This is a genomic window from Frigoribacterium sp. PhB160, from assembly GCF_003751785.1.
Taxonomy (GTDB): domain Bacteria; phylum Actinomycetota; class Actinomycetes; order Actinomycetales; family Microbacteriaceae; genus Frigoribacterium.
The window spans coordinates 83,847-97,180 of sequence record NZ_RKIE01000003.1 but is presented as its reverse complement, the minus strand read 5'-3'; the positions used below and the strand labels follow the sequence as shown (position 1 = coordinate 97,180).

The following is a 13,334-nucleotide window of genomic DNA, read 5'->3' as shown; positions in this document are numbered from 1 at the left end:
TCACGGTCTGCGTCGTGTCGGTCATGCGCGTCCTCCGTCGTCGGTGGCCGTGGCGGCCGGGCCGAAGCTCTGCTCGTAGTGGGCGAGCCACTCCTTCTGCTCGCGCATCAGGGGGTGGGGCTCGGAGTACACGTGGTCGAACATCAGCCCGACCTCGGGCTTCGGCAGCTCGACCGTGCGGCGGCGGACGTCGGCGCCGAGGTCGTCGCACTCGGTGCCGAGGTCGTCGAAGAACTGCTGGCCCTCGCCGCGGCCGCGGAGGAACGCCTCGAAGCGGGTGATCGGGTCGCGGGCGATCCAGCCCTGCAGCTCGTCGTCGGTGCGGTACTTCGTGGGGTCGTCGGACGAGGTGTGGGCCCCGACGCGGTAGGTCATCGCCTCGATGAAGCGCGGGCCGCCGCCGGTGCGGGCGGCGTCGAGGTCGCGGCGGCTCACCGCGTAGGCGGCGAGCACGTCGTTGCCGTCGATCTGGGTGCCGGGGATGCCGAAGCCGCCGGCGCGGTGCACGAGCGGCGTGCGCGACTGCCGCGACACGGGCACGCTGATCGCCCACTGGTTGTTCTGCAGGAAGAACAGCTCGGGGGTCTGGAAGCTCGCGGCGAAGACGAGGGCCTCGCTGACGTCGCCCTGGCTCGTCGCCCCGTCGCCGAAGAACGTGACCACGGCCTGGTCGGTCTCGACGTCGCCGGTGCCGGCCTTGCCGTCGAGCGTGAGCCCCATCGCGTAGCCGGTGGCGTGCAGCGTCTGCGAGCCGATGACGAGCGTGTAGACGTGGAAGTTGTGGTGCTCGGCGGGGTTCCACCCGCCGTGCGTGTGCCCGCGCAGCAGGCGGAGGATGTCGACCGGGTCGACGCCGCGGCTCAGCGCGACGGCGTGCTCGCGGTACGACGGGAACAGGTGGTCGTGGGGCCGGGTCGCGTGGGCGAGCCCGACCTGGGCGCCCTCCTGGCCGTGGCTGGGCACCCAGAGGGCCAGCTGGCCCTGGCGCGCGAGCGCGGCGGCCTCGACGTCGAAGCGGCGCGTGAGCACCATGTCGCGGTGCATCGCGCGCAGCTGGTCGTCGGAGAGGGCCTCGACGAGGGGCAGGAACTCGGCGGACTCGTCGGACTGCGTCAGCTCGCCGCTCGGGGTGAGGAGCTGGACCGTCGACACGTCGCGGCCCGCTTCGGTGGAGGACATGCGCCCCAATCTACCGATGGGTGCATGCCGTCAGGCGGATGTGTCCGCCAGCACTTCCCGTGCCGCGAGCAGCAGCCCCTCGACCGACTCGGGCTCGCCGATCGAGATGCGGACGCCCTCCGGCGCGAAGGCCCGTACGACGATCCCGTGGCGGCCGAAGACGTCGGCCGCGCGGGCGGTGCGCTCGCCGGTCGGCAGCCAGACGAAGTTGCCCTGGGCGGCGGGGACGTCCCAGCCCTGCGCGACGAGCGCGTCGCGCACCTCGTCGCGCCGGGCGGCCAGCTGCTCGACGCGGGCGAGCAGCTCGTCCTCCTGCGCGAGGGAGGCCAGCGCGGCGGCCTGCCCCTGCTCGGTGACCGAGAGCGGGATCGCCGTGGCCCGGGCCGCGTCGAGGACGGCGGAGGCGCCGATCGCGTACCCGACGCGGAGGGCCGCCAGCCCGTACGCCTTCGAGAAGGTGCGCAGGACCACGAGGTTCGGGTGCCGCTCGGTGAGCGACTCGCCGTCGACGGCGTCGGGGTCGGTGACGAACTCGGCGTACGCCTCGTCGAGGACGACGAGCAGGTCGTCCGGCACGGCGGCCATGAACTGCTCGAACTCGTGGGTGGTGACGACCGTGCCCGTGGGGTTGTTCGGCGAGCAGACGATCACGAGGCGCGTCCGGTCGCCCACGGCGGCGGCCATGGCCACGAGGTCGTGGCGGCCGTCGGCGGTCAGCGGCACCTGCACGCTGGTCGCGCCGGCCACGGTCACGATGCCGGGGTAGGCCTCGAACGAGCGCCAGGCGTAGACGACCTCGTCGCCCGGGCCGGCGGCGGCGAGCACGAGCTGGTTGAGCAGCGAGACCGAGCCGGCGCCGACGTGCACCTCGTCGGTGGTCACGCCGAACTTCTCGGCGAGGGCGGCCCGGACGCCGGAGGCGCTGGCGTCGGGGTACCGGTTGACGCTCACGGCGGCGCGCAGGGCCTCGACGACCCCGGGCAGCGGCTCGAACGGGTTCTCGTTCGACGACAGCTTGAACGCGTCGGGCGCGGCCTGCTTGCCCTGCCGGTACGGGGGCAGGGCGGCGATCTCGGGACGGAGGCGCACGGGAGGGGTCACCCGGCCACCTTAGGGCGTGGCCTCCCCGCCTCGCCGTCCCGCGCCTCCCCGTGGGCCGGGCGGGTGCAGGCACCGCCCGCGACTACCGCGAGGCGGGACGGGTCGGCATGATGGGCGCATGACCCGATTCATCGTGCGGCTGCTGATCAACGCGCTGGCCCTCTGGCTGACGACGCTCCTCGTGGCGGGGGTGTCCGTCGACGCGTTCGGCGACGGCGGCACGACCGAGACGGTGCTCACCTACCTGCTCGTGGCGTTCATCTTCGGCGTCGTGAACGGCGTCGTGGGCACGGCGATCAGGGTCGTCGCGTTCCCCCTCTACGTGCTGACGCTCGGGCTCGTGTCGTTCATCGTCAACGGCCTGCTGCTCGGCATCGTCGCGTGGGTCTCGGGCCTGATCGGGTTCGGCCTCGCGATCGAGGGCTTCTGGTGGGGCGTGCTCGGCGCGCTCGTGCTCGCGGTCGTCGCGTGGCTGATCGGCATCGTCGTCCGCCCGATCGTCGAGCCGCGCGACCGACGACGGTGAGCGGGCTCAGCGTCTGCTTCGTCTGCACCGGCAACATCTGCCGGTCGCCGATGGCCGAGATCGTGCTGCGTGACCTCGCCGAGCGGGCCGGGCTGGGCGACGCGATCGAGGTCAGCTCGGCCGGCACCGGCGACTGGCACGTCGGCGAGGGCCCCGACCCCCGGGCCGCCGCCGCGCTGACCGCCCGCGGCTACGATGTCTCCCGGCACCGGGCGAAGCAGTTCGAGACCGCCGACTTCGCTCGTCACGACCTCGTCGTGGCGCTCGACCGGGGTCACGAGCGCGTCCTCCGGTCGTGGGCCCCGGACGACGCCGACCGGTCGAAGGTGCAGCTGCTGCTGTCGTTCGACCGCGGCGCCGGCACGGACGTGCCCGACCCGTACTACTCGGACGCCGCGATGTTCGACTCCGTGCTCGACACGGTCGAGCGTGCCTGCGCCGCACTCTTCCGCCAGATCGAACCCGCACTCCGCAAGGGACCCTCATGACGTTGCCCCCCCAGCCCCTCAGCCCGCTCGACGGCCGGTACCGCGCCTCCGTCGGGCAGCTCGGCGACCACCTCAGCGAGGCGGGCCTCAACCGCGCGCGGGTGCACGTCGAGGTCGAGTGGCTGATCGCGCAGACCGACCGCGCGGCGTTCGGGTCCGAGCCCCTGACGACCGACCAGAAGGAGGCGCTGCGTGCGCTCGTCGCCGACTTCGGGCAGTCCGCGATCGACGAGCTCGCGGGGCTCGAGGCGACCACCCGTCACGACGTCAAGGCGGTCGAGTACTACGTCCGCGCGCGCCTCGCCGACCTCGGCCTCGAGCGCATCGCCGAGCTGACGCACTTCGCGTGCACCAGCGAGGACATCAACAACCTCTCGTACGCGGTCACCGTCAAGGCCGCCGTCGCCGAGGTCTGGCTGCCGGCCTTCGACGCCGTGGTCGCCGCCCTGGCGGCCTGGGCCGTCGAGGCCCGCGACGTGCCGATGCTCGCCCACACCCACGGCCAGCCCGCGACGCCGACGACCGTCGGCAAGGAGTTCGCGGTCTTCGCCCACCGGCTGCAGCGCCTCCGGGCCCAGGTCGTCGGCACCGAGTACCTCGGCAAGTTCAGCGGCGCCACCGGCACCTTCTCGGCGCAGGTCGTCGCCGACCCGGGCCTCGACTGGCCCGAGGTGTCGCGCGCGTTCGTCGAGGACGCCCTCGGCCTGACCTGGAACCCGCTGACGACCCAGATCGAGTCGCACGACTGGCAGGCCGAGCTGTACTCGCGGGTCTCGCACGCGAACCGCGTGCTGCACAACCTCGCGACCGACGTCTGGTCGTACATCTCGATGGGCTACTTCACGCAGATCCCGCAGGCGGGCGCGACGGGCTCGTCGACGATGCCCCACAAGATCAACCCGATCCGCTTCGAGAACGCCGAGGCCAACCTCGAGCTGTCGAGCGCCCTGCTCGACTCGCTCGCGGCGACCCTCGTCACGTCGCGCCAGCAGCGCGACCTGACCGACTCGTCGACCCAGCGCAACATCGGCGTGGCCCTCGGCCACTCGATGCTCGCGCTCGACAACCTCCGCCGCGGACTCGGCGAGATCGCGCTCGGCCACGAGTCGCTCGCCGCCGACCTCGACTCGAACTGGGAGGTGCTGGCCGAGGCGATCCAGACCGTCGTGCGGGCCGAGGTCGTCGCCGGCCGCTCGTCGATCGACGACCCCTACGCGCTGCTCAAGGAGCTGACCCGCGGCAAGCGCGTCGGCCAGGCCGAGCTCGTCGCCTTCGTCGAGGGCCTCGACATCGGCGACGAGGCGAAGGCCCGGCTCGTGGCGCTGACCCCCGCCGGCTACACCGGCATCGCGTCGCAGCTCGTCGACCGGCTGGCGTAGCCCGCCCGGCGCGACCCGCCGCACGCACGAGGACCCCGCACCGGATCGGCGCGGGGTCCTCGTGCGTGCGTGCGTGCGGCGGCGGACGGGCCGGGGCTAGTGGGCCCGGGGGCCGTCGCTCTCGTCGATCTCGTGGCGCTCGTCGTCGTTCGGCTTCGCGGCCAGCGCGAGCATGGCGATGACCACGAGCGCGACGATGAAGCCGATGCAGAGGAAGATCAGCGCGAGGTCGAGCTCGCGGGTCGTCATGAGCACGACGACGCCGACGAACACGGCGAAGACGGCGCTGAGGCCGAGGAACTCGGCGGGGCGGACGCGGTCGCGCCAGCTGGGATCGGTCATGACTGGGGTGCTCCGTCTGCGGTGGGGTCGGTGGCGGGGCCCGGCGCGGCGTCGGCGCCGGTCTGCCACTTGAGCGAGAGGCCGGCGATCACGAGGAAGACGCCGACGAGCGCCCCCCATGCTCCCAGCAGGCCGACCAGCACGGTCGACGAGGTGAGGACCCCCTCGATCTCCTCGATGCCGCCGAGCTGGCGCGAGTAGTCGGGCGGCACCACGAGGAAGGCCACGGCCAGCACGAGGGTCAGCGCGCCGACCGTCGTCCAGTCGCGGGCCAGGGGCGAGCGACCACGACGGCGGAGGCCCGCGACGAGCTCGAGCGCCCCGGTCACGACGGCGAAGGCGGTCACGACCGCGACGAGCACGGGCAGGCCCCCGCCCCAGAAGACCAGCGCCAGGGCGCCGGCCACGAGGCTCGCCACGCCCTGCACCACGCCGAGGGGACGGCTCGACCGGTCGTCGAGGAGCCGGAGCGACCCGACGACGAGCACGAGCCCGCCGAGGAGGGCGGCCACGCCGAAGCCGAGCAGGCCGACGCGGGCCGAGTGGTCGGGCGAGAAGGTGATGGCCACGCCGAGGGCGAGCAGGGGGACGGCCCGCAGCAGCGGCACCGGCCAGTAGCGGGCCGCCGAGCGGGAGGCGTCCGACGAGTCGCCGAGCGGGGCCCGACGGGCGGGCCCGGACGACGCGGGGGCAGACGACACTTCACTCTTCTCGACGGGGGACCGACCCAGTTTACGACCCGACGGCGGGGGCCGGGGCCCGGGGTCGCTCGCCGTCGAGGGGACGGAGGCCCCCGCGACGGGCGGCGGCCGACGCTGGGGAGCCGACCCGCGCCTCCGGGTCGACGCATGCCGGAGGGGGCATGGACGAGGGCCGATCTGCCCGGCGGTCTCCCAGGCCCCGCCCCTACTGTCGCTGCATCCGAGGGCGACTGCTCACGACACGCGGCTGGGAAGTCGACCATCGCGGGAGCTCAATGTCTGCCATCGCACCCTCGGCCGCCCCGGCCGGGTTCCGCCCCACCGTCCCGGGTCGGGCCAGCAAGCCGACCAGCACGTACTCGACCCTCCTCGCCTCCGTGCGCGAGGCCGGGCTGCTGAGGCGCCGCACCGGCTTCTACGTGACCGTCTTCGTCGTGCTCGTGCTGTGCCTCGCCGGCACCGGCACCGGGTTCGTGCTGCTGGGGTCGAGCTGGTTCCAGCTGCTGATCGCCGGCGCGCTCGGCATCATCCTCACCCAGTTCGCCTTCCTCACCCACGAGGCCGCGCACCGCCAGGTGTTCGACTCGGGCACGCGCAACGACAAGGTCGGCCGCGTGCTCGCCGCCGGCGTCGTCGGGATGAGCTACGCGTGGTGGATGTCGAAGCACACGCGTCACCACGCCAACCCGAACACCAAGGGCAAGGACCCGGACATCGCCTTCGACACGGTGTCGTTCCTCGAGGAGGACGCCGCGAAGCAGACCGGCCTCATGCGCCAGCTGACGCGTCGTCAGGGCTACCTCTTCTTCCCGCTGCTGCTCGGCGAGGGCGTCAACCTGCACGTGCACTCGTTCCGCGTGCTGCTGACGAAGGAGAAGGTCGAGGGCCGCGCGCTCGAGATCACGCTCATCGCCGTCCGCATGGCCGCGTACTTCGCCGTCGTCTTCGCGTTCCTGCCCGTCGGCATGGGCTTCGCCTTCATCGGCGTGCAGATGGCCGTCTTCGGCCTCTACATGGGCTCGTCGTTCGCCCCGAACCACAAGGGCATGCCGATCATCCCCGAGGGCGCCAAGGTCGACTTCCTCAGCAAGCAGGTGCTGACGTCGCGCAACATCACCGGTCGCTTCTCGACGGCGTTCATGGGCGGTCTGAACTTCCAGATCGAGCACCACCTGTTCCCGAGCATGGCCCGGCCGCACCTCCGCGCCGCGAGCCTGCTGGTAAAGGAGCACTGCGCCAAGCACGACATCCCCTACGCCGAGACCACCGCGGTCAAGTCGTACGGCATCGTCATCCGCTACCTCAACCGCGTCGGCCTCGCCGCCCGCGACCCGTTCGACTGCCCGGCGGCGGCGACCCTCCGCCCGCGCTAGCCGGTCCGCGCCGCCGTCCCGGCGGTGCCCCATGACGACGGCCCCGGCCCGCTCACGCGGACCGGGGCCGTCGTCGTCCGCGCGGCCGCGCGGTCAGGCCGTCGGCCAGGCGGCGAGCTGCCAGCCCAGCCACGGGCTGAAGGCGAACGGCGTCGCCTCGACGGCCCGCGCGAGCGCCGCGTGGTCGGTCCAGGCCCACTCGGCGACCTCGTCGGGCGACGGGTCGGGCACGCCGACCGCCCGGGCGGTGAAGACCGGGCAGACCTCGTTCTCGACGATGCCGGAGGCGTCGGTCGCCCGGTACCGGAACTCCGGCAGGACGACGCGCACGTCGGTCACCTCGATGCCGAGCTCCTGCGACGCCCGGCGGTACACGGCCTGCTCCGGCGTCTCGCCGGGGGCGGGGTGCCCGCAGAAGCTGTTGGTCCAGACGCCCGGCCAGGTCTTCTTCGTCAGGGCGCGGCGCGTGACGAGCACCCGGTCGTGCTCGTCGACGACGTGGCAGCTGAAGGCCAGGTGCAACGGCGTCGTGGTCGTGTGGACCGTCGCCTTGCGGGTGGTGCCGACCGGCTCGCCGGCGTCGTCGAGCAATACCACGAGCTCGTCGTGCACGCCGACCGGATCGGGGTCGAGCGACTGGGGAAGCGCCGAGATGTCGGTGGTCATGAGAGGTAGTCTGCCCTGGTGGACGGTGATCACCTGCGTGCGGGGACGCACGCGAGGCAAGAGCGTGTCGACGCCGTCCTCGACGCCTTCTTCACCCTGGCCAAGCGCCGGGCCGAGTCCGTGGGTCACCGGTACGTCGAGCTCTGGCAGGTGCTCGAGCGGAACACCAGCGGCGGCAAGCGGTTCCGCCCGCGCATGGTGCAGACCTCGTACGATGCTCTCGGCGGCACCGACGACGACGCGGTGGCCCGGGTCGGCGCGGCCTTCGAGCTGCTGCACACGGCGCTGATCGTCCACGACGACGTCATCGACCGCGACTTCTCGCGGCGCGGCATCCCCAACGTCTCCGGCAGCTACCGCGACACGGCGACCACGGCCGGCATCCCCACGCCGGCCGCCGAGCACCGCGGCATGTCGGCCGCCGTCATCGCGGGCGACCTGGCGCTGGCGGGCGCGAGCCGCCTCCTGCTCGACGTCGCGTGCGAGCACGACACCCGCGCGCGCCTCCTCGACATCCTCGACGAGGCGATCTTCGTCAGCGCCGGGGGCGAGATGGTCGACGTCGAGCTGTCGCTCTCGGCCGAGCTGCCCACGGTCGACGAGATCCTCGACATGGAGCGCGCGAAGACCGCGGTCTACTCGTTCGAGGCCCCGCTGCAGGCGGGCGCGGTGCTGGCCGGCGCCTCCGACGCCATGGTGCAGCTCGTCGGCGAGTTCGGGCGCGAGGTCGGCGTCGCCTACCAGGTCGTCGACGACCTGCTCGGGGTCTTCGGCACCGAGGAGGCCACCGGCAAGACGACGCTCGGCGACCTCCGCGAGGGCAAGCGCACGGTGCTCGTCGCGCACGCCGCCACGACCGACGAGTGGTTCGCGATCCGCCCCTTCGTCGGCAAGGCCGACCTCACCGAGGCCGAGGCCGAGCACGTCCGTGCGCGCCTCGAGTCGTGCGGCGCCCGCGCCTTCGCCGAGTCGCTCGTCGACCAGCACGCCCGGCGGGCGCTCGACCTGCTGAACGGCCCCGACGTGGGCGACCGGCTCCGCGAGGCGCTGTCCCCGGTCGTGCAGACCGTGCTGGAGAGAGCGCGATGACGGGCCTCTCCCTCTACGACGCGGTCGCCGACGAGACCGCGTCGGGGGTGATCCGCCGGTACTCGACCTCCTTCGGGCTGGCCTCGCGCCTCCTCGGCCCGGACGTCCGTCAGCACGTCGAGAACGTCTACGCGCTCGTGCGGGTCGCCGACGAGATCGTCGACGGCCCGGCGGCCGAGGCGGGCCTCGACGACGCGGCGGCCCGGCGCTGCCTCGACGACTTCGAGGCCGAGACCGAGACCGCGATGCGGCAGGGCTTCAGCGCGAACCTCGTCGTCCACGCCTTCGCCCGCACGGCCCGCGAGACGGGCTTCGGCGCCGAGCTCACGCGGCCGTTCTTCGCCTCGATGCGCGCCGACCTCGTGGCCAGCGAGCACGACGACGAGTCGTTCGACCGGTACGTCCACGGCTCGGCCGAGGTCGTCGGCCTCATGTGCCTCCGTGCCTTCCTGGTCGGCCACGCGTACCCGCCGTCGACCGTCGCCGCCCTCGACGACGGGGCCCGGCGCCTCGGCGCGGCCTTCCAGAAGGTCAACTTCCTCCGCGACCTCGCGGCCGACTTCGAGCACCTGGGCCGCAGCTACTTCCCCGGGGTCGACGTGACGACCTTCGACGAGGCGACGAAGCGCCGCCTCGTCGACGACATCGACGACGACCTGCGGGTGGCGGGCGAGATCATCCCCGTGCTGCCCGCGACGTCGAGACGTGCCGTCGCGCTGGCCCACGGCCTCTTCGCGGAGCTCAACCGGCGGCTCGAGGCGACCCCCGCCTCCTCGTTGATCCGGGCCCGGGTCCGCGTGCCGGACCCGGTCAAGCTGCGCATCGCCGCCGGGGCCGCGATCGGGCGCATCGCGTCCGTGCCGGGCCCGACCACCGCCGAGCAGTCGACCTCGTCGGCCACGCCGGCCCCCTCGCCCTCCCTCCCGACCTCCCCGCCCCCGACCCCCGGAGCCGCATGAGCACCCCCTGGCTGAAGCGCACCACCGGCGCCACGACCGTCGAGCGGCACGGCCGACGCGTCGTCGTGGTCGGCGGCGGCATCTCCGGCCTCGCGTCGGCCGCGCTCCTCGCCCGCGAGGGCCACGAGGTCACCGTGCTCGAGAAGAACCCCGAGGTCGGCGGCCGCGCCGGCAGCTGGGCGAGCGAGGGCTTCCGCTTCGACCTCGGCCCGAGCTGGTACCTCATGCCCGAGGTGTTCGACCACTTCTTCCGGCTGATGGGCACGACGGCCGACGAGCAGCTCGACCTCGTGGCGCTCGACCCGGGCTACCGCGTGTACTTCGAGCCCGGCCCCGACGCCGACGGCACCACCCCCGACCACGCGCCGATCGACGTGCCCCTCGGCCTCGAGCGCAACGTCGAGCTGTTCGAGAGCGTCGAGCCCGGCAGCGGCGACCGGATGCGCCGGTACCTCCGCTCGGCCCGCGACACGTACGAGATGGCCAAGCAGCGCTTCCTCTACACGAGCTTCGAGAGCGTCTCGCCGCTGCTGCGCGGCGACGTCGTCGTGCGCCTGCCGAAGCTCGCCCGGCTCCTGCTGCAAGACCTCGACACGTTCGCCTCGAAGACGGTGACCGAGCCCCGGCTGAAGCAGATCCTCGACTACCCGGCGGTCTTCCTGGGGTCGTCGCCGTTCCGCACCCCGAGCATGTACCACCTGATGAGCACGCTCGACCTCGACGACGGCGTGCTCTACCCGCAGGGCGGGCTGACGACCGTCATCGAGCGGATCGCCGCCGTGGCGGAGGAGGCGGGGGTCGAGATCGTCACGGAGGCCTCGGTCACGCGCATCGTCACGACCGCCGGCGGGGACGGCCCGGCCGGCTCGGCGTCGTCGCTCCGCGGCGCGCGCGCCCGGGCCACCGGGGTCGAGTGGACGGACGCGAGCGGCGCCGGGCACACGCTCGAGGCCGACGTCGTCGTCAGCGCGGCCGACCTGCACCACACCGAGACGCGGCTGCTGCCGACCTCCCTGCGCACCTACGACGCCGCGTACTGGTCGGGTCGCGACCCGGGCCCGAGCGCCCTGCTCGTCTACCTCGGCATCGAGGGCGAGGTGCCCGAGCTCGAGCACCACACGTTGTTCTTCGCCCGCGACTGGCACGAGAACTTCGAGCGCATCTTCGGCGACGTCAAGCGCATCCCCGACCCGCCGTCGCTCTACGTCTGCAAGCCGAGCACGATCGACCGCTCGACGGCCCCCGACGGCCACACGAACCTCTTCGTGCTCGTGCCGCTGCCGGCCGACCCCTCGATCGGCCGCGGCGACGTCGACGGCGACGGCGACCCGCAGGTCGAGCGCCTCGCCGACCTCGTCATCGACCAGATCGCCGAGTGGGCCGGCGTGCCCGACCTGGCGTCGCGCGTCGTGCTGCGCCGCACCCGCGGGCCGCGCGACTTCGTCGACGACGTCAACGCGTGGAGCGGCAGCATGCTCGGCCCGGCCCACACCCTCGAGCAGAGCGCCATGTTCCGGGCGGGCAACACGTCCGAGCACGTGGCCGACCTCTTCTACGTCGGCGGCTCGTCGCGTCCCGGCATCGGGCTGCCCATGTGCCTGATCAGCGCCGAGGTGCTGCTCAAGAACATGCGCGGCGACACGAGCACCGAGCCGCTGCCCGAGCCCGCGACCGTGCCCGGTGCGCCGGCACGCGCCGAGACCGGCGGCGGCGGCGCCTGATGGGCGTCCTCTACCTCGTCGCGCTCGGCGTCGCCCTGACCGGCATGGCCCTGCTCGACCGGCGCTTCGCCCTGTTCTTCTGGCGGGACGGCTGGCGCGCGGCGGTGACGCTGCTCGTGGGCGTGGTGTTCTTCCTCGTCTGGGACGTCGTCGGCATCGACGTCGGCATCTTCTTCCGCGGTGAGACCTCCTTCATGACCGGCGTCCAGCTCGCCCCCGAGCTGCCCCTCGAGGAGGTGTTCTTCCTCACGCTGCTGTGCTGGCTGACGATGAACCTCCTCTCCGGCGCGCGGCTGGCCCTCGAGCTCGTCGACGAGCGCCGCTCGGCGCGCTCCGGCGGCGCCCGGGCGGGCTCCGGGGGCGGTGCCTCGTGACCTACTGGGCGATCAACGCCGTCTTCCTCGTCCTCGTGGCCGCGGCGGCCGGGGCGGCCCTGCTGCTGGCCTGGTCGCGTCGGCGGGCGGGACGCGCCTCCTCACCGGGTCGTCCGCTCGTCGAGCGCGTGCGCGCGGCGGCGCTGGCGACCGTCGTGCTGCTCGTGATGACGGCCGTCTTCGACAACGTCATGATCGGCGTCGGCCTCGTCGGCTACGACGAGGCCCGCATCAGCGGCGTGAAGATCGGCGTCGCGCCCCTCGAGGACTTCGCCTACGCCGTCGCCGCCCTCGTGCTGCTGCCGAGCGTCTGGAGCCTGCTCGGCGGGCGGCGCGCGCCCCGCGAGCCCACCCTCGTCCACCCGCGCGACCGCGCCCGCGTCGAGGCCTCGGCGTCGGCCGCCGCCGCGCCCGCAGCGACCCGGGACGAGGAGGCGCGGTGACCGCGACCCTGAGAGCCCTGTTCTGGTCGTCCCGGCCCCTCAGCTGGATCAACACGGCGTTCCCCTTCGCGGCGGCGTACGTGCTGACGGCGGCCTCGACGCCGCGCGACGGCGCGGCCGCGCCCGCCGGCTCGTTCGACTTCTCGACCGTGCCGTGGCTCGTCGCGATCGTCGGCTTCGTCTTCTTCCTCGTGCCGTACAACCTCGCGATGTACGGCATCAACGACGTCTTCGACTACGAGAGCGACCTCCGCAACCCGCGGAAGGGCGGGGTCGAGGGCGCCCTCCTCGACCGCGGCATGCATCGCCCGACGCTCGTCGCGTCGGTCGTGACGACCGTGCCCTTCCTCGTCTTCCTCGTGGCCGTGGGCGGGCCGCTCAGCGCGCTCGTGCTCGCGGTGAGCATGTTCGCCGTCGTCGCCTACTCGGCGCCGCGGCTGCGCTTCAAGGAGCGGCCGTTCGTCGACTCGGTCACGTCGAGCACCCACTTCGTGAGCCCCGCGGTCTTCGGCCTCGTGCTCGCGGGGGCCGACTTCACCCCGGCGCTCTGGTCGTTGCTCGGCGCGTTCTTCCTCTGGGGCATGGCGAGCCACGCGTTCGGCGCCGTGCAGGACGTGCTGGCCGACCGCGAGGGCGGCATCGCCTCGACCGCCACCGTCATCGGCGCCCGGTCGACCGTGCGGCTCTCGGTCGTGGCGTACCTGCTCGCGGGCGTCCTCATGACCTTCACCGACTGGCCAGGGCCGCTGGCGGCGCTCATCCCCGTCGGCTACGCCATCAGCTGCGCGCCCTGGTGGAACGTCGCCGACGCCGACGCCGAGGGCGTCAACAAGGGCTGGAGGCGCTTCCTCACCCTCAACTTCGTGTCGGGGTTCCTGACGACGATGCTGCTCATCTGGTGGGTGTCCCTGCGCGGCTGACCCGCGCCTCCTCGTCCGGGCGACGGGGCCGAGGTCAGCCGGCCGGATGATCTTCGGCGGAAGTCGCCGCCCG

The 13,334-nt window shown here is 73.2% G+C and carries 15 protein-coding genes; 10 read left to right on the top strand and 5 right to left on the bottom strand.

The genetic code is table 11. The features are described from left to right. Positions 1–21: 21 nt before the first annotated feature. Both EDF38_RS13440 and EDF38_RS13435 read right to left on the bottom strand, forming a co-directional pair. Positions 22–1,179, bottom strand: coding sequence for a thiamine pyrophosphate-dependent dehydrogenase E1 component subunit alpha (locus EDF38_RS13440; protein WP_123356243.1), 1,158 nt, complete (start codon positions 1,177–1,179; stop codon positions 22–24). 30 nt (positions 1,180–1,209) lie between these two features. Further along, positions 1,210–2,280 (bottom strand): histidinol-phosphate transaminase, encoded by a 1,071-nt coding sequence (locus tag EDF38_RS13435; RefSeq protein ID WP_233572467.1) that lies wholly within the window; start codon positions 2,278–2,280, stop codon positions 1,210–1,212. A 118-nt stretch (positions 2,281–2,398) separates the two neighbouring features. Here EDF38_RS13435 and EDF38_RS13430 point away from each other — a divergent pair, with 118 nt between their 5' ends. From EDF38_RS13430 to purB, 3 genes are read left to right on the top strand one after another with little or no spacing between them, the layout of a single operon-like run. Beyond that, positions 2,399–2,806 carry a phage holin family protein gene (locus tag EDF38_RS13430; protein ID WP_123356239.1) on the top strand — a complete coding sequence of 136 codons (408 nt, stop codon included), beginning with the start codon at positions 2,399–2,401 and terminating at the stop codon, positions 2,804–2,806. A 50-nt stretch (positions 2,807–2,856) separates the two neighbouring features. Beyond that, complete coding sequence (locus EDF38_RS13425; protein ID WP_123357011.1) at positions 2,857–3,294, top strand: low molecular weight protein-tyrosine-phosphatase; 438 nt, start codon at positions 2,857–2,859, stop codon at positions 3,292–3,294. Beyond that, positions 3,291–4,673: an adenylosuccinate lyase gene (gene purB / locus EDF38_RS13420; protein ID WP_123356237.1), complete on the top strand. Its 1,383-nt coding sequence runs from the start codon at positions 3,291–3,293 to the stop codon at positions 4,671–4,673. The genes EDF38_RS13425 and purB overlap by 4 nt, the downstream gene beginning before the upstream one ends. Positions 4,674–4,769: 96 nt before the next feature. Here the strand turns inward: purB and EDF38_RS13415 are convergent, their stop codons facing one another. Next, a complete protein-coding gene (locus EDF38_RS13415) occupies positions 4,770–5,015 on the bottom strand; it encodes a hypothetical protein (protein WP_123356235.1) in 246 nt (81 codons plus the stop codon). Continuing rightward, a complete protein-coding gene (locus EDF38_RS13410; RefSeq protein WP_123356233.1) occupies positions 5,012–5,716 on the bottom strand; it encodes a DUF308 domain-containing protein in 705 nt (234 codons plus the stop codon). The genes EDF38_RS13415 and EDF38_RS13410 overlap by 4 nt, the downstream gene beginning before the upstream one ends. Before the next feature lie 275 nt (positions 5,717–5,991). On the opposite strand from EDF38_RS13410, the gene EDF38_RS13405 reads away from it, so the two are divergent. After that, positions 5,992–7,089, top strand: a complete 1,098-nt coding sequence (locus EDF38_RS13405) for an acyl-CoA desaturase (protein WP_123356231.1) — start codon at positions 5,992–5,994, stop codon at positions 7,087–7,089. Between the two features lie 93 nt (positions 7,090–7,182). Here the strand turns inward: EDF38_RS13405 and idi are convergent, their stop codons facing one another. Further along, entirely contained in the window at positions 7,183–7,755 is a 573-nt protein-coding gene (idi, locus tag EDF38_RS13400) for an isopentenyl-diphosphate Delta-isomerase (protein WP_123356229.1), read from the bottom strand. Between the two features lie 18 nt (positions 7,756–7,773). On the opposite strand from idi, the gene EDF38_RS13395 reads away from it, so the two are divergent. Genes EDF38_RS13395 through EDF38_RS13375 form a run of 6 tightly spaced genes read left to right on the top strand, consistent with a single transcriptional unit; the run spans position 7,774 to position 13,261 of the window. Continuing rightward, positions 7,774–8,844 (top strand): polyprenyl synthetase family protein, encoded by a 1,071-nt coding sequence (locus EDF38_RS13395; RefSeq protein WP_233572466.1) that lies wholly within the window; start codon positions 7,774–7,776, stop codon positions 8,842–8,844. Further along, on the top strand, positions 8,841–9,803 hold the full coding sequence (locus EDF38_RS16115) for a phytoene/squalene synthase family protein (RefSeq protein WP_199734750.1): 963 nt from the start codon (positions 8,841–8,843) through the stop codon (positions 9,801–9,803). Before EDF38_RS13395 ends, EDF38_RS16115 begins: the two co-directional genes overlap by 4 nt. Beyond that, positions 9,800–11,524, top strand: a complete 1,725-nt coding sequence (gene crtI, locus EDF38_RS16110; protein ID WP_199734749.1) for a phytoene desaturase family protein — start codon at positions 9,800–9,802, stop codon at positions 11,522–11,524. The genes EDF38_RS16115 and crtI overlap by 4 nt, the downstream gene beginning before the upstream one ends. Then, positions 11,524–11,898, top strand: coding sequence for a lycopene cyclase domain-containing protein (locus tag EDF38_RS13385; protein WP_123356227.1), 375 nt, complete (start codon positions 11,524–11,526; stop codon positions 11,896–11,898). Before crtI ends, EDF38_RS13385 begins: the two co-directional genes overlap by 1 nt. Beyond that, positions 11,895–12,341 (top strand): lycopene cyclase domain-containing protein, encoded by a 447-nt coding sequence (locus EDF38_RS13380; protein ID WP_123356225.1) that lies wholly within the window; start codon positions 11,895–11,897, stop codon positions 12,339–12,341. The genes EDF38_RS13385 and EDF38_RS13380 overlap by 4 nt, the downstream gene beginning before the upstream one ends. Then, complete coding sequence (locus tag EDF38_RS13375) at positions 12,338–13,261, top strand: prenyltransferase (protein WP_123356223.1); 924 nt, start codon at positions 12,338–12,340, stop codon at positions 13,259–13,261. Before EDF38_RS13380 ends, EDF38_RS13375 begins: the two co-directional genes overlap by 4 nt. Positions 13,262–13,334 lie beyond the last annotated feature (73 nt).